Source organism: Alkalimarinus coralli (assembly GCF_023650515.1).
In the GTDB taxonomy this organism is placed as follows: Bacteria; Pseudomonadota; Gammaproteobacteria; order Pseudomonadales; family Oleiphilaceae; genus Alkalimarinus; species Alkalimarinus coralli.
In genome coordinates, this window is record NZ_CP096016.1 from 1,230,293 (window position 1) to 1,254,279 (window position 23,987).

Genomic DNA, 23,987 nt, shown 5'->3' on the forward strand with positions numbered 1-23,987 from the left:
AGCCTGATCTATGTTTAGTCTATTTTTTATTGATCGCCCAAAATTTGCATTTGTCATATCAATTGTTATCACGTTGGCGGGGCTGCTTTCGATTCCGTTGTTGCCTATCGCGGAATTCCCTGACGTAACCCCCCCTGTTGTTAATGTATCTACTAGTTATCCTGGCGCTGACGCCGAAACCGTTCGCGATACCATTGCAACACCTATTGAGGCAGAACTTAATGGTGTTGAGGGGGCTCTTTATATGTCCTCCAACAGCGCGAATGATGGCAGTTATTCACTTAATATTACTTTTGAAGTGGGTTCTGACCCGGACATGGCACAGGTCAGGGTGCAAAATCTGGTTCAGCAGGCGATCCCAAAGCTGCCTGAAGAAACGACAAAGCAAGGTGTGAATGTTAATAAGCAATCAACCTCCATGACCATGATTGTTAATTTATACTCGCCAGACGACACTCATGATGCGCTTTTCCTTTCAAACTACTCCAGCCTGAGCATTACTGACGCGTTAGCCCGTATTAATGGCGTGAGTGAAGTGACCATAATGGGGGCACTGGATTACGGCATGCGAATATGGCTCAACCCTGACAGGTTGGCGAGTCTGAATTTGACTGTACAGGATGTATTGAATTCGGTAAAAGAACAGAACATTCAAGTGGCCGCGGGTCAGGTTGGTGCGCCGCCAGCACCCAGTTATCAGCAGTTCCAATATACGCTTAGAACGACAGGCCGACTAACCAGTGTTGAAGATTTTGAAAATATTATATTGATTGCACGAGAGGACGGTTCGTCTGTCAAACTTAAGGATGTTGCCCGACTGGAGCTTGGCTCTCAGAGCTACGCTTCTTTCGGTAAACTGGATAACAAGCCGAGTACGGTGATTGCTATTTATCAGTTACCGGAGGCCAATGCACTGGATATCTCTGAAGCCGTGAACGCCGAAATGGAGAAGCTTAAGGAAGATTTCCCGGATGGCATAGAATATGGAATTCTGTATGACACGACCAAGTTTGTTGATGAGTCTATAAAAGAAGTAGCAATTACGCTGTTTCAAGCGCTGTTATTAGTTGTGTTGGTGGTTTACATCTTCTTGCAGGATGTGAGATCTACCCTTATCCCCGCTATTGCGATACCTGTATCACTCATAGGTACGTTTGCTGTTCTGTTACTGACCGGAATGAGCATCAACACCGTCACCTTATTTGCACTGATTCTTGCGATTGGTGTCGTGGTTGATGATGCGATAGTAGTGATTGAAAATGTCCAACGGCATATGGGAGAGGGGTTGTCTCCTAAAGATGCCACTCGGCAAGCAATGAAAGAGGTGTTCGGGCCTGTCATTGCAACGACGTTGGTGCTGCTTGCTGTTTTTGTCCCTGTTGCACTGATGCCTGGTATTACCGGTCAGATGTATGCCCAGTTTGCGGTAACAATATCGATTGCTGTGTTGATCTCATCGGTTAATGCGCTGACGCTGAGTCCTGCATTATGTGCAACGCTTCTGCGCCCCCCAGCGGCTAAAGGCGAAAAGAAATCCGGCTGGTTCTTTACCAAGTTTGAGAAGGTGTTTAGTAAACTCACTGGGGGGTACGTAAGTTGGGTTCGTGTCCTGGTTCGCCGGTTGGTACTAGTGTCGCTGCTATTGGGGTTGATAATAGGTAGCACAGGCTTCTTGCTTAAAACGTTGCCCACAGGGTTTATTCCACCGGAAGACAAGGGCGCATTTATGATTGATATTGCGTTACCGGACGGCGCTTCACTTCAAAGAACAGAAGCGGTGCTGGAGCAGGTTACCAATATAATTAATGAAGAAGCCGGTGTTGCTAACGCGATGACGGTAAGTGGTTACAGTATATTGAAAGGTGCTGCTTCTTCAAACGCAGGTTTGGCGATTGTGATATTAGACCCCTGGGATGAGAGACCGGGTTCAGAGCTCCATATGTTTAGTATTTTGCAACGAATCCAGGGAAAGCTATTTGCACTTCCTGATGCCAATATATTTGCGTTTCCTTTGCCTGCCATTCCAGGTATAGGTGCGACTGGTGGCTTTGAGTTTGTTCTGGAAGACACGTTGGGGCGGTCCCCATCGGAGTTGGCGGGTGTCATGCGCTCGCTTATTTTAAAGGCCAATGAAGCCCCGGAAATAGATAAAGCATTTAGCTCTTTTAGAGCCGATGTGCCACAAATATTTATTGATGTTGACCGTGTTAAGGCTCGAAACCTTGGTATTCCTTTGAATGATGTATTTCTCACCATGCAAACGCTGTTAGGTTCGCTTTACATCAATGACTTTAATAAATTCGGCAAGGTATATCGTGTAATGATGATGGCTGATGCTGAATACCGCAGTGATGTTAGAGATATTGACCGGTTCTACGTGCGAAGCCAAAATAATGAGATGGTTCCACTGGGCACGTTGATTGAAACCAAGCCTATATTAGGGCCTGAGGTGGTCACTCGATACAACTTGTTTGCATCGGCAAATATTAATGGTAGCGCTGCACCCGGATATAGCTCAGGTCAGGCGATTGAAGCGATGGAACGAATTGCAGCCGAGGAACTGCCTTCAGGGTACGCATTTGAATGGACTGGCATGACCTACCAGGAGCTGGCGGCTGGTAACCTTGCACCGCTGCTATTCTCGTTAGCGATTATATTCGTTTACTTGTTCCTGGTTGCTCAGTATGAGAGCTGGTCTATTCCGCTGAGTGTTATGTTTGCAGTGCCTATAGCGGTGCTTGGTGCGTTACTGGCGGTAGGTGTCGTTGGTATGGCTGTGAACTTATATACTCAAATCGGGCTGGTATTGCTCATAGGCTTATCCACCAAGAGCGCAATTCTGATTGTGGAGTTTGCTAAGAACTTACGGGAAGAAGAAGGGCTGTCAGTATGGGAGTCGGCCATAAAAGCAGCGGAGTTAAGGTTTAGAGCTGTTCTGATGACTGGTTTGTCGTTTGTACTGGGCGTTATTCCGCTGGTGCTTTCAACAGGGGCTGGTGCCGTGAGCCGGTTGTCTCTTGGTTTTGCTGTTCTAGGGGGGATGTTGTTGTCGGTCATCGTTGCTACCCTTCTTGTTCCTGCGTTTTATGTTATTTTGCAAAGAACCCGCGAGCGGTTTAAGCAAAAGGAGCAGGCTGAGCAGGCATAAACCTGCTCATCTATTTTAGCGTGGTTTAAGGCGTGAGCTATATCAGATTAAGGCGTGAGCTATTTCAGAGCCTGTCTTAAACCGCTGCTAAAGAGTTTTCTATCTAACTCTATGCCATTTCTCATGGTCTGGCTTTACGCCCAGGCGATATCAAGCACGGTTCGTGCGTCATCATAGTTAACCTCTTTAGGGTTAAACATGATGGAGCCATCGTTGATGGTCATATCGGCAATTTTTGAAAGGTCAGTTTTTGCAACTTTGCCTGTCTCTTTTAGTGTGCGGGGTAGCTTGCAGCATTTATACAGCTCATCCCGTATCTGCTTAATAAGTTCGATAGACTTTTCAGCCCGCAGGTTTGCCGGTGTGGCTGCATAGATATCGGCTCCGCCTAATGAAAGCAGCAACTCACCTAACGGTGCTCGAATCTCCTCAAGGTTAAACTCAAGTACGTAGGGAAGGAACAAGTTCATGCAGAGACCATGAGGAAGATGGCACGCAGCACCCGCGCTGTGCCCAAGCGAGTGAACCATACCGCACATAGAATTTGAGAAGGCGATGCCTGCCATTGTAGAGGCTTGGGCAAGCTCAAGCCGGGCTGTTTTATTATTTGGGTTATCGATAACCTTTAAGAGGTTATCACTAATTTTACGCACTGCCGCAGAAGCATAAGCGTCGCTGATTGGGTTTTTCGCGGTGCAGGTAAACGCTTCAATAGCGTGAGTCATCGCATCCATCGCAGTCATGGCTGTAATATGGGCTGGCAGCGTGAGCGTCATCCTTGGGTCTATTATGGCTGCATTCGGCAACAAAAACGGAGAGGCGAAGGGAAGCTTTACGCCCTTTTGAGTGTCAGAGATGACCGCAACGGAAGTGACTTCAGAGCCCGTTCCCGCGGTTGTAGGGACGACAAAAAAGGGCTTAAGGGCTTTTTTAAGGTTGCCCGCACCAGAATAGTCGCCAATGTCATCACCACCTTCTGATACCAAGATATTGACGCCTTTGCAGGTATCAATAACAGAACCCCCACCAATGGCTATAATAGAGTCGCACTTTTTCTTTCTATAGAGTTTGGCTATTTGAGTGACCACCTCTTTAGATGAATCAGCCGGCACATCATCGTATATATCGACAACGTTTAGCTCGCTCTCTTCACAGGCGGTTAATACATAGTCTACTAATCCCGCGCCTCGAACCCCTTGGTCAGTAATGATAATGGACTTGGAAGCACCGAGTGATCTTAGTTCAAAAGGGATATGTTCGAGTGCTGCATTACCCGCAATCACTTTTACGGGGCAAAAAAATTCGTAAAAATCCTGGCTCATGATTTGTTCACCGTGATGAGGTTGGAGGCCATTTGATAATATATTCGAGCACCATGAAGGAGTTTTTCAGGAAGCTTTACTTCGTGTGGGTACTCTTTTAATGCGCGCTCAGCCAGAAGCTTGGGTAATATAAACGCTTCTACTCTGTTCAGTATTCGTGTTACCCGCAGAGCATAACTAATATCGCCATTCACCATCATACGGTCATTGGCGAAGGCTTCAGAGGTGCTTTCCTGAAATGAGAGTACCAGAAAACTATGAGTTAAATGTTTGAAACCGATACTAAGATCTACCTTTTCCTCAGGATTGCTGCTTAAAAAAACAAGCTCTCCGTTAGTTGTTTTTTTTGCCGAAAAGCTCGGGCCGTTAGGTAGCACTGTCATCTGAAACGAGAAGCCATCAGGCAACATGTTGACTTCTTTTTTTATCGTATCGTCAACCTGGCTAATCGCTTGTAAAGCCCGACCGATGACATTCATCATCAGTTTTACGTATAGGCGTTTAGCCTTGGAGATAGGGGAGGGTAATACCATAAGCGCTCCGGATATAAGGCGTATTAATTAACGCATGTTCTATTAATAGAGTAAACGCTCTAATGAGTCAAGCCTATAAAATGCTTTGATTTAAGCTGGGAATACTTATTGATGTTTACTTGTTCTAAGGCTTTAATATTAAATAGGCTTTAAGCATATCTCTGCCTGGTTGTGGTACGGCTTTGAATGAAGTCCGTTATTTTTGTTCGGCTATTTATCTACATTCTGTAAGGTTCAATTATGAGTTTAAAAGGGTTCTGGAGACTCGGGGGGAGCTGTTTTACCCTTCTTTTTGCCATTTTATGTACATCATCTGTACAGGCTTCTGAGGGCACGCCGGAAGATCTAACATGGAAGAGCTTAAAATATGCGGGTTCCAAGTTTTTTATTAGCCTGGATACTGAGGTTAATGTTGAGATGATCAGTAAAGAGCAAGCGAAGGGAGAGCTGATTACACCAAAAGAAGGAGAGGGGAAAGCGCCGATATCGGACAAGATAGTAAAAATTAATGTCAAAAATAGCGTAGTAGGGAGTGATACCGACTTTACAGTTTGGATGGAACCTGACACCACTGTGCTTCAGCGGACATCGATATACGGTGGAATAAAAAAGTGGTACAGAACGTATCGTTTTATGACGGATAAAGTTTATTCTGACAAGCGTAAACCTGCGAATGGTGATGAAAAAGACCAGCCATGGAGTGCCTGGACTGACATTGCTCAGGGATTTTTCAAACTTGATGACACAGAACAAAAAGCCACCATTAGCGAGTCGGAAGCCCTTTTTTATTTAATCGGCACGGCTGGGCTTAAAAAAACAGGTGACTCCGCAGAGTTGAATATGTATGACAGAGGGGGTGTCATTAAAGCGGTGGTGAATGTTATTGGTGCGAAGCGCGTATTTGTTGACTACCGTATAAATAAGGATGGCGAGACAACCAGGGTAAGAAAGAAAGTGGTAGCACTTGAAGCTGTTGTTGATGCGAAGTCGATTAAGGAAGGCGGTAACTTGGAGAAGTTTAAATTCTTAGGTTACAAAGACGATGTTCGGTTGTTGATTGATCCAAAGCTCAATGCCATTTTGGAAATTTCAGGTGCAGTTGAGTATGTTGGTGATGTCACCATCCGGCTGGAAAATATTACGCTCAACTAATTATGGTCGACATGCGGCGCTTTGTTAAAAGCGCCTTAAACGACCTTTGGCAAAGGCCAACTAGAAAGGTTGGCTGAGGTCTGGGCGTTGAGTTGTTGATCGTGTCATCAATAACTCAACAACTTTTCGCAACGCTATTTTCCTGCAAAGTGCGGAGCGCGCTTCTCGATAAATGCGTTAACCGCTTCCTGGTGATCAGCGGTATTGTGACTAATTCCCTGAAAACCCGCGCACACATCTAAAAAATCTCGCAACTGCATTCGCTGTGCCTTTTTCATGAGGCGCTTGGTGTATCTCACTGCATGAGGCGGTTTAGAAGCAATTTGCTGAGCAAATGCCTGCCCTCGGCTCAGCAACTCGCTTGCGGATAGAACCTCCAATACCAGGCCAATGTCTAATGCCTCTTTTGCATCGATAATTCGTCCGGTAAATGTCAGCTCCGCCGCTTTTTGGTAGCCGATTAATTTTTGTAGATACCAGGCTCCTCCATCTCCGGGAATGATGCCGAGGTTAATAAATGTTTCGCCAAATTTGGCCTTGTCTGATGCAAGTCTGATGTCACACATGCATGTAAGATCAAGGCCTGCGCCTATGGCTGGCCCATTAACCAGTGCGATAGAGGGAACCTCAAGCGTGTCCAGTGCTAATGGGATTCTCTGAATGCCTTCACGATACGTTCGCTCTAAGGTTTGTACATCACCACTGAAGTCGTGACTCCGGCTTTGCATATCCTTAATATTGCCCCCGGCAGAAAAAGCAGCCCCCTGGCCGGTGAAAATCAACACAGATACATTCGGTGTGTGGTTGACCCAGTCTACCGTAGCAACGATATCGTCGATCAGCCGTGTGCCAGTTAGTGCGTTTCGCACGTCGTTTCGGTTAAACGTCAGAGTGGCGATATTTGAACTGATGTCCAGGGTTGAATCAACCAAAGCAGGTCGTTGCATCTATTTTTTCACCCATTTGCCAGTTTGAGTTTCAACAATTTCGCCTGACTGAGCTTTTTCAATGAGCTTTTTACCAGCCAATAGCTCGACATCTTTGATTGGCAGGTTATTTTTTGCAGCCACTTTTGCATAGGCCGCTTTTCGTTTGGCATTCACTTCATCAATGAGGGCCTTAACTTCATCTGACTCTTTAATAAGCCCGATATAGCCATTTATTTTTTCACCAACCAGCCCCTGAGATTTTGCGTCACCCAAATCCAGGGCGAAAGCAGGCAAACTGATGATTAGGCTTAATATTGCTATTAGTAAACGGTTCTTCATGAAGGGCTCCTTAGAATATATCGCTTTTCTCATCGAATAGATTATCCAGCTCTTTCTCAACTTTAATCTTTATTTCATGCTCAATTTTTACGTTAAGGTTTATTGTGATTGGCTTTTCGGGTGCCGCTACTTCTACCTTCGGCGTGCATGCCGTTAACAGAAAAACGGATGATGCCAGGAATAACGTATGCTTTACCATGCAGGTCTCCATGATGATCTGGTTATTATTTAACGCCTGTTATTGGTATCTTTCACTTATTCGTTTATTGATATCTTCGCTCAACTGAAGACTTTTAAACAGTGCTTTTAGGTTATTTTCTATATTAATATTAAAGTCGAACGCTTGTCCCTGTCTGAAGTTGGGGTTCTTTCCAGCTAACGAAACGCCTAATAGTAAGTCTCCATTCGTCTGATAATCGACGTTGCTCTCAAGCTTTTGATAGTGAAAGTCCTCCAGTGTTGAAAACGCTAGAAGCAGGTTCTCATTGTTCCGTGCCATGCTTTTGAATGCGTCAGACTGCTTAAATTTAATCCAGCCGCCAGGTGGGCGAGCACTGAGATAACCATTGTTTACAACAACGTCACTGTTATGAAACTCCAATGGAATAGAGCCGTCTATCGTGCCTTCTCCTGTGACCGTTTCTTTTTCCAGCGCCAGAAGGTCTTTAAGCGAGACGCCTCTGACGTTCATATTGACAGACGTATCGATGTTAGAGGGCTGAATAACAAATGGGGCCGAGCTAGAAACGGTGCCAGACAGCAGGGTTGCAGAAAGGTCTGTAATGTTGAGTTGTAGCAGTGCAAGGTCGAAGTCACCAATAGCCCAGGTAAAGTGACTTTTTATTTCTTCAATAGGGAAACCTGGGTCAAAGTAATCGATGGTTGCGACAGCGTTCGTTCCTGTCACTGTCATGTCCTCGGTAATGTCAGTGTCGCTTAATACAGACAATCCTTCGAAAAACATTTCATTCCACGCTCCAGACCAGTTATAGGCATTGCTGTGTATTGCGGCGCTAAATTTACCATCCCCTAGTAATGCCAATTGGCCTTCGGTATCAAAGGTACCCCCTTTAAGTGTTAGCGGATCCGGGATATTTGGGCTGTATTGCGTAAGCCATTCATATGCGTTGGGCAGGTGCGCCTGCCATTTCAGAGTGCCGGTTTGGTCGCTGGGGGTTATCGTCATTTGTCCTGTTGCGACCATTTTTTCCCACTGGATATGCCAATTAGAGAGTTCTATAACACCATCAGTAATACTCCATGGGCTGGTAAGCTCCATAGCAGGTAGTTGTGTTGCTGCAACAAACGGCTCGGTATTTAGCGTTAACTTACCACTTGCATGTATAGGTGTGTCTAACGTCATTGCATCGCTGATACTCAACAATAGATGGCCGTGGGGGAGGCCGACCTGCGTTCGCTCTTCGCTGGTGGTGTCTTTTATGGCCCAGTCTGCCCAGCTTAATCTCATTGGTTGAAGAAGTGAGACTACCCAGGCGTCATTTTTATTTGATACCTCTGCTGATAAGCTAATGTCCGAATGTTTGGGCCATGGCCGGTAAAACGACCCTACGGAACCCGTTACATCCAGTGCTGCTTTGAGCGGCTTTAGCTGTTTAAGAGATAATCTGCCGGTGCCACTGAGTTGAGTTTGTTTTTTATGGCCGTTACTAAAGGAAAAGCTCACAGGGGACAGGATTGAAGACGCTATCTTCATATTCGATGCCGCCGCAATAGGCGTTGATGCAACAACGGGTTGACTAATAGTGAGCACCATAGATGGCTCAAAGGTTCTGTCGTCAGGCGGCTTAAGCCATTCTGTGAGCTTCTTTTTGATTAAGGGGGAGCCTTCCAAATAAGCCTGAGAGGGTGAAAAGGTCGTTTTCAATTGTTGATTAGCTAACTCAACGAGCAATGACTGACGTGTGGTAACTCTATTGTGATTAAGGCTCAGTTCAACCTCCAGACCTTGTTCTGAGGTTAGCGTTAATCTCGGTAACTCGATGACGCTGTTAAAATTACCTTGCCAGTTACCAGACCATACTCCCTTCAGTGAACTACCTTCCTTCTGAAATTGTTTAATAAATGCTAAGTCTGCGACAATGGGGAGGTGGCGAATATGAGACAAATCAACAGCAAAACGGCCTGAGCTATCTAACTTTTCTTCAGTTGAATGCAGTTTAATCGTGGCGCTGGAAGTTACCTCATGCTGATCTTTGATTGCTGCCGATATTACGTGCTCGTCCCCAAAGGTTGCCGTTAGGTTCAGGTCTAGCGTTTTTATTTTACTCACCAACGATATATCTACCGCGTTTTTACTTGCAGTCATTGTTAATGAGGCCTGGTTCAGCAGTAGTGAATCGCGATCTGTGGTTATGTTTGGATGCTCATCCGATGTTTCGATTATTTTGATGCTTTTTATCGATAGCGAAGGTGCGCCCTTAAGGTGCTCGAAGTTTTTAAAAAAATGATGTACTTGCGTTGTGCTTAGCGTGGCTGGAGTACTCTTTGACGACTGGTGATAGCTTGGGTGAAACCACTCAATGCTATCGATCTCAACCTGCTCAACTTCTCTGCGAATAATGCTTTCAAGAGAGTAACCCATTGATACATTGTTTATCTTGGCAACTAGCACAGGATTTTCGTGAGTTGCCTTATGGCTTTGCTTGGTCTTGGGGATTTTATACAGATCAACGTGCTGAATATTCCACCCGGAAAGAGAAGGGCGACTATATGCCCAGCGCTCTAGCTGATAGTGATAGGGCGCAACGATTGCGTTCAGTGCCTGAGGCAGCCAGTAAGGCAGCGTATACCAGCTTGTTAGTAGCGCTGTTAATAAAGCTATTATTAGCAGGAGTGGCGCGGCAATGGCCCATCGTTTCATAACTTGAGACTGACTCGTTGCTCGATGATTAAACTATTTCACCTGATTAACTATAGCTTGTAAACTAACTGCCGCGTTTGACCGGTGCTCCAAGCAATAAATTAAGTGCTCACTGGAGCTCAAAGCGCTTTTTCTATGCGGTATTTAGAGTGTTAATTTTAAGGAATGTCATTGTCTTCTGCTAAAAACAGTCAAGCGCTGAGAAAATACCTTGCCAAGTACTCGGAAGAAGAGACATCGTTGTTTTATAACACCGACCTTTTGAGTTGCTTAACTGCCAATGGTAAACGATATGCGCATTCATTGGTTATACCTCTTTACGACGAGCCTTTTTCTGAGGTTGAGCGGTTGCTGAATCGTTGTTTTGCATGTTCTGACAACGAGCCGAACCGTTGCAAACCCGTTTTATATATATTGGTTGTTAACTGTCCTGAGGGTGGCGAAGAAAGTGCGACTGATAGAACCCTGGAATTATTTCAGCACCTGAACGATTTGATTGAGCCCTTAAACAGCGTTGAGAATATCCTTTATGGAAAACATAACAATGGCAATGGTATCGTCATTGTTGATAGGTGCAGTGCTGAGCGGAGAATACCTATCAAACAAGGTGTTGGTTTAGCTCGGAAAATAGGTGCAGATATCGCCTGTTTGCTAGTTTCAAAAGGTGTGATTAACTCGCCATGGATTCACTCTACCGATGCCGATGTTGTTTTACCGGAAGACTACTTTAATGGTGCTCATCGATTAAGCTCCGGGAGCGACAAGCCTATTGCCCTTGTTTATCCTTTTCGGCACAGCCCGGAAGAGGGATATGAAGAGGCTTGCGAGCTTTATGATTGGTCGCTACGGTATTATGTTGAATCTCTAGAGTGGGCAGGGTCGCGTTATGCGTACCATACGATTGGCAGCTTAATTGCGGTTCACTTTGAAGCCTATGCTCAGGTAAGAGGGTTTCCAAAACGCTCAGCAGGAGAAGACTTTTATCTGCTCAATAAACTCGCAAAAGTAGGGGTGGTTGAGAGTTTAAAAGCACCGGTTGTCACCGTGTCTGCCAGGCCAAGCCATAGGGTGCCTTTTGGCACAGGGCCAGCGCTTAATAAAATTGCTCAGAGCCCGGATCCTGTTGCGGAATACCTCTTTTATCATCCAGAAATATTCACTCAGCTAAAAACAGCCATTGCGGTGATAAAAAAGAGTTGGCAGGTTCGTGATATGCAATCTTTTAGTTCGGCAGCAGATATTGTGGCTGCGCTCGGCTTCCAAGGCTTAATAGAAGCTGACGTGTTAGACGCTTTAGGGTTTTTCGCAGCATGGCAACACGCAGTTAAACAATCGAACGATGAGAGCCAATTCTCTAGGCAGATGGATACGTGGTTTGATGCGTTTAAAATCCTCAAGTTTGTTCATTACCTGAGAGATCAGGCTTATCCATCAATTCCTCTTCAAACCCTGTTGATGTGCACTGAAAGAATAAGTCCTACGTTAAGAGGCAGGGCGGCTCAGCTGCTGGCCAATGTTAAAAATGTCTAGCATCACTTAGCCTTGCCGCATATAGACCCACTCAGCATTTGCCCATCAAAGGACGGGCGTTAGATTTTGAGAGGGATACTTGAGTAGAATAACGCGTGTACCACATGGCTAATGAAGTGGGCACCGTCTAGTCTAAAAATAGCCCAATTGAAGCGACCTATGAAGTATTTTGTGATTTATGGGTACGAGCACAGCTCACTAACAGAGGCTGTTATGAGTCTTTCCCTTGTCAAACGGTGACGTATAATTCAGAAAGAAAATTACGAATTATGGGTAACTCATCGGAATATTGAGCGCTTAGTATGGTGTTATTTAGTGTGGCTATGTTGCTGTTTAATAATGGGTTTGTTAATAAAGCTCGCAGCGCGCGAAGGATATAAACCCTGTTTGAGTCAGTACAAATCATAGTACCACTTGAATATGTTATACAGCAGCTGTCTAATACGGTAAATTACAGCAACTGTATAAGAAACTGTTGAACTAAACCGCTTCGCGGTAGCTTTTCGTTAGCCTCAGACATCCTGCAAGATCTCATTGTTCGACCAAACTTATCTCCAGCCAATATCGGCTGATTCTAAAGGAGATAAGAGATGACTCCATTACGTCAGAAAATGATTGACCTTATGCTGGTCAAGAGATTTTCTCCCCGCACTCAGCAAAGTTACCTATATAGTGTCCAGTCATTGGCACAATACTATCATTGCTCACCGGATCAACTGGGGCAGGATGAGATTCAGCGTTATCTGATTTACTTGGTGAAAGAGAAGAATCTGGCGGCAAACAGCTGTCGTTTGCAACTGAACGGCATCCGTTTTTTCTTTCACCATGTGTTAAAACGACCCCCTTATCATTTGGTTCTGCATTATCCTCGTCGCCCGCTACAGATACCGGAACTATTAAGTCGTAGTGAAGCGTTGCGTATTGTGAATGCTCCGCAGAACCTCAAACACCGAACTCAGTTGAAGTTGTGTTATGGCTGTGGTTTACGGGTCAGTGAAGTGGTGGCCGTACGGATTAAGGATATCGATGGCGAGCGTCAGTTGCTCCGGGTCGAGCAAGGGAAAGGCGCTAAAGATCGGTTTGTTCCGCTGTCGCCAAGGCTATTGGAACAGTTGCGAGAATATTGGAGACACTACCGTCCCCGAGAGCACCTGTTTGATTCAAACCATCTTGGTCATGCCACTGGAGTTTCAACTGTCCAAAGAGTCTACACCCGCAGTAAAAAGCAGGCGGGAGTCACGAAAAAAGGCGGTATTCATGCACTACGCCATGCCTTTGCTACCCAGCAACTGGAAGCGGGATTGCCGATTCACTTGCTCCAGTGTTGGTTAGGGCACAAGGATATCCATACCACGATGCGCTATGTTCACTGGGTGCCGCACTATCAAGCTGGTCGGAGCTGTTTTGCCGACTTATTGGACAAGGGAGGCTATCATGCTCCCGATTAAAATGTCTGACGTATTAGCTCAATTTGGAGCATCCTATTCGAAACAGTACCCTTTGCGCCCAGAGCAGCAACAGGTAGTCACTTGCATAAAGCAGTGCCGCACCGGAGTTTTGGGCGGTGTGCAGCTACACTGTAACCATTGTGGGTTTGAGCGTTCTCACTATTACTCATGCCGAAACCGGCACTGCCCTCAATGTCAGCAGCAGGCTTCTCAAGCTTGGCGTGACCAGCGGCAGCAGGATCTATTGCCAGTCCCATACTTCCACCTGGTGTTTACGCTACCGCATTCACTCAACGGGTGGGTAAGGCTGCACCCGAGAGAGATCTACGGGTTACTCTTCAATGCTGTTTGGCAAACACTAAAGCAGTTTGCCAGTGATCCGAAACGCCTGGATGGGCAGTTGGGTATGACAGCAGTGCTGCATACTTGGGGGCAACAGCTTGATCAACATGTCCACTTGCATTGTCTTATTCCCGCAGGCGCCTGGAATCAGGAAACTCAGCAATGGCACCCCGCTCGATCATCGTACCTGTTTCCGGTTAAGGCCCTATCCAGGGGATACCGGGGCCGTATGGTGAGTTTGTTGCGGCAAGCGTATGGAAACGGGGAGTTGGAGGGCATAACGCGCAAGGGAGAGGTCGATAAACTGCTGAATGAGTTAATGGGGAAAAACTGGGTTGTTTACACCAAAACATGTCATGGAAATCCTGAACGAGTGCTGGATTACCTGGCCCGTTATACCCATCGAATTGCCATCAGTGAATCACGTCTGCTAGAGCTAAAAGAGGAGTCTGTGCGGTTTCGCTGGAAGGACTACCGGGATGGCCAGCATAAAATAATGCAGCTAGCCGGCATAGAGTTTTTGCGGCGATTTTTGCAGCATGTGTTACCCAAAGCATTTATGCGCATTAGACATTATGGTTTTCTATCGAACCGGTACCGGAAAATTAAACTAGAGGCCATCAGGAAAAAACTGATGAACACAAACAGTCGGGATGCTACGACCCGTTCCGCAATGGATACAGAAGAAAATGATATAAAGGTAAAAAGTGCATCCGTGTGGTATTGCAGTCGCTGTAAGTCGATAGATACCCGAATATTGCCATGGATTGCACTATTAAAGGAGCGCCCGAGAATGATCTAAACCAAAGAAAGCAGTCAAGGTAATATATGATATAAAAATCGTCAGAGGTCGTCTCTGGGGAGAAGTGCGGAACAAAAACAGTGCTTATCACTTAAACAACTAAAAGTCGGTGTATTTAGAGTTAAGAAGACTATATGAAATGATGATTAGCCAGCAAAAATCATAGAGCAGCAAGAAGATTGCTTGTCTCTCACATACCTCACCTCATACAATCCCTATATAAAGAAGCCGTGCTAGGCGGCTTAGTCCAACAGACGTTTATGCGCCATGCTTCGCACAGCGCATAAACGCTAAGATGTTATGTGCAGGGGGGGGGTGAATGAATATTTTTAAATCTATTGTACTATCCCTGTTAGTATTTTTATTTCTTGGTCCTATTGTTGGTACGATAGTAGTTTTAGTAAAGGCTGGAGACTTTCATTTAATTATTTTTGTTTGGGGTTATATAATTGGGATGGTTCCTGCTGTTGTTACTTGCGTAATCAACTTTATTTTGTTTTTAATTCTTCCCGACAAAATTAAAAGTTTTAGTTATGCCGTCGGTTTTTTAAGCGGAATAATATCATCTTCGTTATTGATTGCTGTGCTATTGCTTGATAATAATGAAAGAGGTGATTTTACTGATAAAGTGTTGTTGATTTTAGCACTAATTGCGATTCCAACGACTATATGTGGTGGAATCGTTAATTCTTACTTAAACAGGTGGTTGAATTCTGAATATCAAGCTTGATCTCAACGTTCACATAACAAGTTGCTGCAACGGACATGGTACAGTGGGCACCTTTTTTGAAAAAACACTCAAAAAAGTCGCCAACTGTACCATGCCGCAGAGCTAGGCGTGTGTGCCAGGCATGGCACTTAACTAGTTGGGTGAAAGTCCCGATACCAGGTATTCGCAGAGCCGAAGGTTAGCCAAAGGGCAAGGGCCAACTCGTGAGGGGCGGTCTGAAGGAAGCTCAAGGCAAATTCGCGGGGCGATGAACAAGAACCCAATAAGAGGTGTGACGTATTCGGGGCCAGTGGGCACGTGACCATTAAGCCCTCCATCTGCAATCGGGATACGTTTTATAAATTGGGCGTCTACGCGAGGAAAGTTAAGTGTCTTACCCTGGGAGGTCTCCTGATGTTGCGCTGGGACGCTGCGTGCAGCTGAAAACCGCTGAGGGTCGAGCAATTGACTCCGACCGCACAGGAGAAGTCAGCAGAGGGCATAGTACCGGTGATTACTCGGCTGGATTTTTTTTTCCAGAAGTGAATGTCTAAGGGAAGGCCCGAACGGTGCCCTTTATCGGGTTTAAATGAAGAGAGTAGTTATTGAAACAATGGATCTAGGTATGGCATCCGAACAGGATGAAACCCAGGTTGGGTTATTCAAAGAAGACGCTCCGGTTATCAATGATCAACTGATGGAACGGGTGCTGGAACGTGAAAACCTCCAACGTGCTTTCCGTCAAGTCAAACGCAACAAAGGAAGCGCGGGGATAGACGGGATGACCGTTGACGACCTGACCGCCTTTGTCAATCAACACTGGCCCAAGATTCATCAACAACTTCTGGAAGGTAACTACCGGCCACAACCGGTCAGACAGGTAGAAATACCCAAGCCCAAAGGCGGTGTTCGGAAATTGGGTATACCAACGGTACTAGATCGCTTAATCCAACAGGCATTGCTCCAGGTCTTACAAGCAGAGTGGGACGGAAGCTTCTCCCATTTTAGCTATGGTTTTAGACCGGGCAAGTCGGCCCATCAGGCTATCCGTCAATCGCAACACTTCATCAATGAAGGGTATAAGTGGACGGTGGACATGGATCTGGAGAAGTTCTTCGACAGAGTGAACCATGACAAGCTGATGAGCCTGATTAAACGCCGAACCCAAGATAAGCGTGTTCTTAAGCTGATCAATAGCTTCCTAAAGGCAGGAGCACTAAGCGGAGACGTTTGGGTTCCAGCTTCAGAGGGTACGCCCCAAGGAGGCCCCCTTTCACCACTGTTAGCGAATGTGCTCCTGGATGAATTTGATAAAGAGCTCGAAGCGAGAGGGCACAGGTTCGTGCGCTACGCGGACGATTGTAACATCTATGTGAAGAGTGCTCGTTCAGGCGAGCGCGTGTTGGCCTCGGTCACACGCTACTTATCAAACCGGCTAAAGCTCAAAGTAAACAGTGAAAAGAGTGCAGTTGATCGACCTTGGAATCGCTCATTCCTGGGATTAACGTTTAGCCGACGAAGAAAGCGAAAGGTGAGCGACGAGTCAATACAACGTTTTAAGTATCGAGTCCGTCAAATAACCAAGCGAACCCGTGGGCGTTCCATAGAAGCAATCTACAAAGAACTTTCGGCGTACATGCGGGGCTGGAAGGCTTACTTTGGTATAGCGGAAGTAAAGTCTCCTTTATTAGACCTAGCTAAATGGGTACGGAGGAAGTTAAGATGCTATCTTTGGAAGCAATGGGGACGATCAGGCTACCGGCAGTTAAGAAAACGGGGTATAGATAGATGGCTAGCCTGGAACACGGCGAAGTCAGCGCATGGCCCGTGGCGTTTGAGTGGGAGTCCGGCGTTAAGATACGCACTGCCAACGAAGTACTTTGTGGCAGTGGGTATACCGGAACTTGTTGATCGCAAATAACTCAATCAACCGAACCGCCATGGTACGTGATCCGTATGCCTGGTGGTGTGGGGGGAGAGGCATCGTGAGGTGTCTCCCTATCCCGATTAAATTTCAAAGGAGAGTAATTCCATGGATATCGGCTTTATAGTTATTCATGCAATGTGGTCTGCATGTTCAGCATTACTAGTCGGGTTATGGCAAGAATTTGGAGAAACGCGAATCCCTCCTTTAGAGTGGATTCCCATTGATCAAGAAGAGCCTGAACTCAAAAGGTCAAAAAGGTCTGTTCAGCAGAGACTATGGTTTTTATCTTCATGTGCCATGTTAGGATTCTTTGTCGGTGCTCTAATTAGTTTCTACATAAAAGGTTTCATGATAGAAACGCCGCCAAATGAATATGCAATCATGTTTTATATATTGCTTGGTGGTTTTTTAATGCCAAACATCCTTTTGTTCTTAAACAAACTTAAAATTAGTAAGTATGCAGGCAAAGTGCTTGGAAAAATTTAATCGGGTAGCCGAGGGTCTCTAACCCTCAGCCCCCACAACACCCTGCATGCGGGTCCGCACAGGGCGTTTCACTCAGGATAGTGAAGCTTAATCCAACCATCACGTAACGAGTAAAGCCCCTGAGATTTCAGGTAATCCAGAGATAAAGCCTGATTGATCCCTGGGGTCTTAGCGCTACGCCATGGGCCTTTGCTGGTAATGCCACACGCGACTGCGGCCTGGACATGAACACCTAGCCTCATCAGACTTCGTACCTTGGTTCGTGGCTTTCGCCACTGTCGCCAATAAGCCATTCTCACTCTGCGTCGAATCCAATGATCCAGATCGACACAAAGTTGATAGCAATTGGCGATACCAAAGTAATTAATCCAACCTCGTAAGTACTGGCTGATTTTGAAGAGTTGGTATTTCATCGACACGCCCCAGTTACGGTTCGTTAGTTGCCGTATTTGCTGCTTAAATTTCAGCAGCGTTTTCGGGTGCCATTGAATGCGTCCTCCTTTGAAGGTAAACCCTAAGAATTTGCTTTCACTGGTTTTAACGACATGGCTTTTGGTCGTATTAACGACTAATTTCAAACGGCGTTGCAGGTATCCACTGATACTCCGAAGAACCCGTTCGCCAGCACGCTTACTCTTCACTAAAATCGTAAAGTCGTCAGCATAACGAGCGAACTGGTGGCCTCGTTTCTCTAGTTCTTTGTCTAGCGGGTCGAGCATGATGTTAGCGAGTAACGGCGATAATGGCCCGCCTTGCGGAACACCTTCTTGACTCTCACTATAGAGCTGGTTATCGCCATTCAATTTTAAGGTCAGCCCAGCTCGGAGGTAACACTTAATCAATTTGAGAAGACGCTTGTCCCTTACTTTGTAGCCAAGGTGCGTCATCAATAAATCGTGGTTAACTCGATCAAAGAACTTAGACAGGTCAACATCAACAGCAAAGCGGCGTCCCGTTTTGATGATGCCTTGAACCTGCTTAACCGCTTGTTGCCCATTACGATTTGGACGAAACCCGAAACTATTGTTCGAAAAGTCTGGGTCGAAAATGGGTGTTAGGACTTGGGCAATGGCTTGCTGAATAACACGGTCTGTGACCGTGGGAATCCCTAATTGCCGTTTACCGCCATCTGGTTTATCGATTTCAACACGCCTGACCGGAGAGGGTGAGTATTGACCTGTTTCGAGATCAGTTGTCACCTTAATCCAGTTGCCTGCTTTAACCCAAGCGGGGAACTCATCGATGGTCATACCATCAATGCCAGCGGCCCCTTTATTAGCTCGAACGCGTTTCCATGCTGCCTGAAAGTTCTCAGGGCGTAGTACTTGTTCAAGTAGATTTTCGCTAAAGGCTGGCTTCATACCAGTACGCTGAGTCACGTCTTCACCGGTCGGTGTTCGTGTATTCAAGTCTGACAAGGCTCCTCCTTTATTCAACTAAGTGTTCAGGCCTTCACCATGTCCCATCCATTACGATGGGCGTTGGGCTACTATGCCGTCTGCTGACTTCTGCTTAATCACCCACAAGGTTACCCCTGCTGGCGCTATCGGTTTTCATCTAGTTCGCTCTCTTTGGTTGATGAGTCCAAAGAGCCAAGGCACTTCTATACCAGAGCCTTACTGGTTATTGACCGATCGCTTGTTAAGCAGATCTCCCCAGATAAGAACATGAACTTTCCCTGCGCAACTGCATCATTTACGGTGGCCGTTAGATCACATGGCTTCGTCGTCTTGTGCCAACTCGCCTTCAGCCTACGCCTCATATGATGTTCTTGTTCATCAGCTCGCAGTTTTGCTAGCGGCTTCCTTCAGACCAAACCTCGCGGTTAAGCCCTTGCCATTCGCTAGTAGTTAGCATCTAATAACGATATTAATCGCTAAGGATGGTGACCTTCCTACAGAGGACTTTCACCTCATTAGTTCATGCCCATGCTGGGCGTACACAAGCGGCTGCACCGGACAAATTTCTGCTGTCATCTTTTGTGCAAAAAGACGCACAAAAGCCGCCATCAAAAATTTGCTCGGTGAGCCGGGCGTTAGTGCGTCAAGCGAAGCTTGATGCATCTAGCAGGGTGAAAGTCCCTGCCGGGTAAGGGTTAGCCACTCACCCGTATCGAGTGTTGCGCCGGTCGCGGAGTTCAGGGAGAGAAAGTACTTTCCTGTCAGTGGATGCGTCCACTGACCACTGGACGAACAAAGCAGGTGAAGCGTACACAGAGAATCATATAGGCCATAGGGAATGCGTGTTCCTGAAGTGCTGGTATCGCTCCGATAATTAATAAAGTTCTGGTTGATGAGGCTTGTAACGCCGTCGAAGTCCATGCAAAGCAACCGTTAGTGGTGAGGTTGTGGAGAGCCAGCGGGGTTATCAAGCCGTGGCATGTATGAAGAGATGCATTAGGAACTTGAGAGATCCGAGTATGCTCCTGAAGGAACAGGTAGGGATGTTAAGCTTAAAAGCAAGACTAACGATGGCGACTCGGAAGTCGGATCAGTTCATAGTAGTCCGAGGGCGGGAAAACCGTCTACATGGCGAAGGGACTGACAGTTATATCACAGTGTGCAACAGACACATAGTCCGGACAAAGTAGGGCTGGAATCACTATGACAACCTCATTGCACACTATCGCATTTAAAGCACAAAGCCACCCCAAGCACAGATTTCAGAACTTATATGGATTGCTAAGTGCTGATCTTCTGTATCAAAGTTGGGGGCAACTTAACAAGCAAACAGCAGCCGGTATTGATGGGGCCACAATCCCAGACTACCAAAAGCACTTGCCTGAAAATATTAATCGCCTAGCTGATCAGCTCAAACATAAGCAGTACCGAGCATCAGCTATCAAGCGAGTCTTTATTCCCAAAGCCAATGGTAAACAGAGGCCACTAGGGCTGCCAACAGTTGATGATAAAGTGGTTCAGCAGAGTGTTAGTCAGATACTGCAAAGCATCTGGGAACAAGACTTTCTGCGAAACAGCTACGGTTATCGACCGAACAAGAGCGCACATCAAGCCGTGAATAGCTTAGCCCTTAATCTGCAATTTCAGGGTTATGGTTATATCGTTGAAGCTGATATCAAAGGCTTCTTCGATAATATGGATCATGCATGGTTAATTCAAATGCTGGAACAACGGATTGACGATAAAGCGCTTCTTAGTCTGATTAAACAGTGGCTGAAGGCACGAGTGAAATCACCGGATGGAGTGTTTAGTAAACCGGTGGCGGGCACACCGCAAGGTGGTGTCGTCAGCCCAGTGTTAGCTAACATCTACCTTCACTACGTGATTGACCTTTGGTTTGAAAAGAAAGTGAAGCCTCAGTTGCATGGCAGAGCTATGTTGATCCGCTACGCGGATGACTTTGTTGTGGCCTTTCAACGGAAGTGTGACGCAGAGAGTTTCTATCAGGATCTACCTTCACGACTCAGTAAATTTGGGTTAGAAGTGGCACCAGATAAAACACATTTGAAGCACTTCAGTCGGTTTCACCCTGGAAGAAAGCGCAGTTTTCAATTTCTTGGCTTTGAGTTCTACTGGAGTCAAGATGTGAATGGCAAACCGCGTTTGCGAAGGCGAACAGCACCGAAGAAACAGAAGGGTGCAATGAGTGAGTTTTACCGGTGGATAAAATATAATCGCTCTAAGCCGCTACGTGAGATTATGCCTGTCTTGAGACGAAAACTGATGGGCTTTCGGAACTACTTTGGCTTACCTTCAAACAGTCGGAGCCTTGCCCGTTTATACACTTATGTTTTGCATAGTTTGTATAAATGGCTAAACAGGCGAAGTCAGCGAAGAAGCTATAACTGGAGTAGTTTCAAAGATATGTTAGGATATTTTCAAGTTGAACCAATACGAGTGAGCAAGAGAATGACACTTGTAGATTGGTATTAGGCACGTGAATTACACGAGCGAATATATAACTGAGGAGCCGGATGCGGTAGTTCCGCACGTCCGGATCTGCGTGGGGGCGGCTTGGGTAACCGGCCGTTCTACCACTACGCCTCCCAAGGAAACTATGAGCGAGTCTTGGCATAAAACTGAAACAGATTTAGACGCAGAAAAACATGTTGGTGATTTTTGGTCTCGCCATCGTGACGAATTGCAATCGGGTGAGTTCTGGGCCGACAGAATCAAACAGCTACGAGGAGAGCCTGTAAAGAGACTGGCAGTTGCTTTAGAAAATATGCCCTTACCCGCTTCTTTTAGAGAGGCAGCGATTGCTACAAGAGCTTTAATACGGGACAAAAGAAAGCAAAAAGCCTCCTATGATGAAGAGCTCGCTCTTTTGTATTGGCTGGCCGCCATTAACTCTTTTTCAATCCCCTATTCAGAAGTGCTCAAAGAGCCTGGTTATAATGTGATCGAGTCAATTCCTGGAAAGAAACTGAAAGGACTTCCTTTTTCCTACAAATCACTTGGCTATGAAAAACTAGCATTATTGAATAAAACAGACATCAAGTGGCTTACCGAAAGCTGGGGAGAGCCAGATGAGCATACAACACTTCATAAAATGCATAATGATGTTTGGGTTGAATATGAATTGAAACTGAAAGGTAAGAGAAAGCAAAGAGAAAAGGAGTTTCTAAATAGTATTGGCATGGGTGCTAATGCTAAACACGCTCTTCCAGAGCCATCTAACACCCGCAAAAATAGTAAAAGCACCAAATGGGTAGCGGTTGCTGTGATTTTTTTGGCGCTGTTACTCGCTGTGGTGTTGGGAGGCTAACAAGTGCAGGCAGCAGGACAAAATACTCGCAAGCTCGCATTTTGCCTCTGCTGCAGGCGTTAGGCCCTAAAAGAAAGGAAGCTCTAGAGTATGCTCCATGAAAAAATACCTAGCCAATCATCTCCTCGAAGAGGTAGTGATGACTATTGGGATAGAGGAGATGCAATAGTATGTGCAGGAGAAACTGTTAAAGGTGCGCATTTGCCAAGCTTTAGGTATTTTGAAAATGGCTTCGCAAGAGATAGGAAAAATTGTTATTGCATGGGGCGTAAATTACGTGGCGCGATTTCTGATTCCTTAAAGGTTTTAAATTATTGCTACGTTACAGATGGCCAAGGAGTTTGGACTCTAGGAGGCCAAATAAAAGATGCTGACGCTGAGAGTTTGATGGTTTGTGATGATGGTTATAAGCAACTAAGTGGCGGTGGTAAAGTACCATTTGGCTATGCCAAAGATAAAAATTGCGTTTACTATTTTAATTTTCAGGGTAAACCAAAAAAGCTGGCAAAAGCGAATCCAGATACTTTCATGTCACTAAACGATGGACTCTTTGGAAAAGATGACAAGTCAGTATTTTTTGGTTCTTTTCGTCTTGTTGGTGCTAAATTAGATTCGTGGGTAAAATTAGATGGCCATTACAGCAAGGATCAGAAAAAGGTATTCTCCGGCAATCGTGTAGTCAAAAATGCAATTATTGATACTTTCGAAGTAGACCCATTATTTAATTTCCTAGCTAAAGACCATGTTCATTTCTATCGAAATGACAATGAAATATCAGAGGCCGACTATGTCCGTATTAAATCCCGAACATAGTGCCAATAAAGGCCTAACCAAAAGCAGCAACGGACTCCATAATCTGTCGCGGTTTTTGCAAAGAAACGCAAAAAGCCCCGCCAAATTATTCCGCCGTTGTGCTTGGCGTTAGGCAATGTGAATTCACAAGGAAAGCACAATAAATGAATTTAGAACTCCCAAAGGCATTAGTGTTATGGTCAAAACAAAATGACCATGCTGGTTTTATGTTGTTATCAATTGAGCAAGGCATACAAAAGGGAGAATGTGTGTTTATGCTTTCCCCATCTTCAATTGAAGGTATTGAAAGTCAAATGGGTATCGTTGTTTCAGAATTAAAAGAGCAGGGCGAACATGACTTTTCAATTAGTTTAAATGAGTCAGGTATAGATATCTGTGTAGAACCAACTGATTTACCCGTAATTACATTTAAACTTAATAATGAGTTTTCGGGAGATGTATTTACCGAGTTTGATGGTAAAGTACAATGTATTGGTTCAGTAGAACCGGCAAAGAAAAATGCCTAACATCTATATGACCGGTGTTTGTCAAGGGCACAAATCTCCGTAGGCCCCCAAGGAAAAGGACTCGGAATTTTAACTGTCCCCTGAGTCCTGTTTTTTCTACTGCTGTCGATTCTTTCATCACCGTAGTCAGCTCAGAAGAACTGCTCACAAACATCTATCGAGGTTCTGCTGAAGGTTTCCCTTCAGTATGTACCTACCTTGAAGCCAAGGCGATACCCTAGAAATCAATCGGTTACCCTTGGTTCCGGCGCTTCAAAAGTCGGGCTCGCTTTACAACCTGCGTCCAGTTACAGCTCACTCGGTCAAGGGGCAGTTCCAAAACAAATCAGGGCGGTACAACATACTGTCCATTCAAGGCAGAGGTGGTTCGCGTATCGTCCAATTAAGAGGCG

At 45.6% G+C, this 23,987-nt stretch carries 21 protein-coding genes; 13 read left to right on the forward strand and 8 right to left on the reverse strand.

Features of this window, described 5'->3' with window-relative positions:
- Positions 1–10 precede the first annotated feature (10 nt).
- Positions 11–3,148 (forward strand): efflux RND transporter permease subunit, encoded by a 3,138-nt coding sequence (locus tag MY523_RS05420; protein WP_250657782.1) that lies wholly within the window; start codon positions 11–13, stop codon positions 3,146–3,148.
- A 134-nt stretch (positions 3,149–3,282) separates the two neighbouring features.
- On the opposite strand, the gene MY523_RS05425 is transcribed toward MY523_RS05420, so the two are convergent.
- On the reverse strand, positions 3,283–4,470 hold the full coding sequence (locus MY523_RS05425; protein WP_250657783.1) for an iron-containing alcohol dehydrogenase: 1,188 nt from the start codon (positions 4,468–4,470) through the stop codon (positions 3,283–3,285).
- The gene (locus MY523_RS05430) at positions 4,467–5,003 is read right to left on the reverse strand and encodes a hypothetical protein (RefSeq protein ID WP_250657784.1); all 537 of its coding nucleotides are present in this window, start codon (positions 5,001–5,003) and stop codon (positions 4,467–4,469) included. Before MY523_RS05430 ends, MY523_RS05425 begins: the two co-directional genes overlap by 4 nt.
- Before the next feature lie 240 nt (positions 5,004–5,243).
- Here MY523_RS05430 and MY523_RS05435 point away from each other — a divergent pair, with 240 nt between their 5' ends.
- Entirely contained in the window at positions 5,244–6,155 is a 912-nt protein-coding gene (locus MY523_RS05435) for a hypothetical protein (protein WP_250657785.1), read from the forward strand.
- Between the two features lie 134 nt (positions 6,156–6,289).
- Here MY523_RS05435 and MY523_RS05440 read toward each other — a convergent pair whose 3' ends face one another.
- Genes MY523_RS05440 through MY523_RS05455 form a run of 4 tightly spaced genes read right to left on the reverse strand, consistent with a single transcriptional unit; the run spans position 6,290 to position 10,304 of the window.
- The gene (locus tag MY523_RS05440) at positions 6,290–7,102 is read right to left on the reverse strand and encodes an enoyl-CoA hydratase-related protein (RefSeq protein ID WP_250657786.1); all 813 of its coding nucleotides are present in this window, start codon (positions 7,100–7,102) and stop codon (positions 6,290–6,292) included.
- Positions 7,103–7,423, reverse strand: a complete 321-nt coding sequence (locus MY523_RS05445) for a YdbL family probable chaperone protein (RefSeq protein ID WP_250657787.1) — start codon at positions 7,421–7,423, stop codon at positions 7,103–7,105.
- A 10-nt stretch (positions 7,424–7,433) separates the two neighbouring features.
- Positions 7,434–7,622, reverse strand: coding sequence for a YnbE family lipoprotein (locus tag MY523_RS05450; RefSeq protein ID WP_370301384.1), 189 nt, complete (start codon positions 7,620–7,622; stop codon positions 7,434–7,436).
- A gap of 39 nt (positions 7,623–7,661) precedes the next feature.
- A complete protein-coding gene (locus MY523_RS05455) occupies positions 7,662–10,304 on the reverse strand; it encodes an intermembrane phospholipid transport YdbH family protein (RefSeq protein ID WP_250657789.1) in 2,643 nt (880 codons plus the stop codon).
- A 171-nt stretch (positions 10,305–10,475) separates the two neighbouring features.
- Here MY523_RS05455 and MY523_RS05460 point away from each other — a divergent pair, with 171 nt between their 5' ends.
- The 7 genes from MY523_RS05460 to MY523_RS05490 all read left to right on the forward strand — a co-directional run bounded on the left by MY523_RS05460 (position 10,476) and on the right by MY523_RS05490 (position 17,548).
- The gene (locus MY523_RS05460) at positions 10,476–11,834 is read left to right on the forward strand and encodes a hypothetical protein (protein ID WP_250657790.1); all 1,359 of its coding nucleotides are present in this window, start codon (positions 10,476–10,478) and stop codon (positions 11,832–11,834) included.
- A 590-nt stretch (positions 11,835–12,424) separates the two neighbouring features.
- Positions 12,425–13,282, forward strand: coding sequence for a tyrosine-type recombinase/integrase (locus MY523_RS05465; RefSeq protein ID WP_250656290.1), 858 nt, complete (start codon positions 12,425–12,427; stop codon positions 13,280–13,282).
- Complete coding sequence (locus MY523_RS05470) at positions 13,269–14,426, forward strand: IS91 family transposase (RefSeq protein ID WP_250656289.1); 1,158 nt, start codon at positions 13,269–13,271, stop codon at positions 14,424–14,426. Before MY523_RS05465 ends, MY523_RS05470 begins: the two co-directional genes overlap by 14 nt.
- 319 nt (positions 14,427–14,745) lie before the next feature.
- Positions 14,746–15,156 carry a hypothetical protein gene (locus MY523_RS05475; RefSeq protein ID WP_250657791.1) on the forward strand — a complete coding sequence of 137 codons (411 nt, stop codon included), beginning with the start codon at positions 14,746–14,748 and terminating at the stop codon, positions 15,154–15,156.
- A gap of 368 nt (positions 15,157–15,524) precedes the next feature.
- Positions 15,525–15,689, forward strand: a complete 165-nt coding sequence (locus tag MY523_RS05480) for a hypothetical protein (protein ID WP_250655470.1) — start codon at positions 15,525–15,527, stop codon at positions 15,687–15,689.
- A gap of 35 nt (positions 15,690–15,724) precedes the next feature.
- Positions 15,725–17,056: a group II intron reverse transcriptase/maturase gene (ltrA, locus tag MY523_RS05485; RefSeq protein WP_250654866.1), complete on the forward strand. Its 1,332-nt coding sequence runs from the start codon at positions 15,725–15,727 to the stop codon at positions 17,054–17,056.
- 111 nt (positions 17,057–17,167) lie between these two features.
- Positions 17,168–17,548 (forward strand): hypothetical protein, encoded by a 381-nt coding sequence (locus MY523_RS05490; RefSeq protein ID WP_250657792.1) that lies wholly within the window; start codon positions 17,168–17,170, stop codon positions 17,546–17,548.
- A gap of 68 nt (positions 17,549–17,616) precedes the next feature.
- Here the strand turns inward: MY523_RS05490 and ltrA (MY523_RS05495) are convergent, their stop codons facing one another.
- Together ltrA (MY523_RS05495) and MY523_RS05500 are read right to left on the reverse strand one after the other, a co-directional pair.
- The gene (gene ltrA / locus MY523_RS05495) at positions 17,617–18,966 is read right to left on the reverse strand and encodes a group II intron reverse transcriptase/maturase (protein ID WP_250657793.1); all 1,350 of its coding nucleotides are present in this window, start codon (positions 18,964–18,966) and stop codon (positions 17,617–17,619) included.
- Between the two features lie 645 nt (positions 18,967–19,611).
- Positions 19,612–19,869: a hypothetical protein gene (locus MY523_RS05500; protein ID WP_250657794.1), complete on the reverse strand. Its 258-nt coding sequence runs from the start codon at positions 19,867–19,869 to the stop codon at positions 19,612–19,614.
- Positions 19,870–20,151: 282 nt separating this feature from the next.
- Here MY523_RS05500 and ltrA (MY523_RS05505) point away from each other — a divergent pair, with 282 nt between their 5' ends.
- The 4 genes from ltrA (MY523_RS05505) to MY523_RS05520 all read left to right on the forward strand — a co-directional run bounded on the left by ltrA (MY523_RS05505) (position 20,152) and on the right by MY523_RS05520 (position 23,595).
- Positions 20,152–21,441: a group II intron reverse transcriptase/maturase gene (gene ltrA, locus MY523_RS05505; RefSeq protein WP_250657795.1), complete on the forward strand. Its 1,290-nt coding sequence runs from the start codon at positions 20,152–20,154 to the stop codon at positions 21,439–21,441.
- Between the two features lie 124 nt (positions 21,442–21,565).
- Positions 21,566–22,276: a hypothetical protein gene (locus MY523_RS05510; RefSeq protein ID WP_250657796.1), complete on the forward strand. Its 711-nt coding sequence runs from the start codon at positions 21,566–21,568 to the stop codon at positions 22,274–22,276.
- A gap of 90 nt (positions 22,277–22,366) precedes the next feature.
- Positions 22,367–23,089, forward strand: a complete 723-nt coding sequence (locus MY523_RS05515) for a DKNYY domain-containing protein (protein WP_250657797.1) — start codon at positions 22,367–22,369, stop codon at positions 23,087–23,089.
- Between the two features lie 143 nt (positions 23,090–23,232).
- Positions 23,233–23,595 carry a hypothetical protein gene (locus MY523_RS05520; protein WP_250657798.1) on the forward strand — a complete coding sequence of 121 codons (363 nt, stop codon included), beginning with the start codon at positions 23,233–23,235 and terminating at the stop codon, positions 23,593–23,595.
- Positions 23,596–23,987 lie beyond the last annotated feature (392 nt).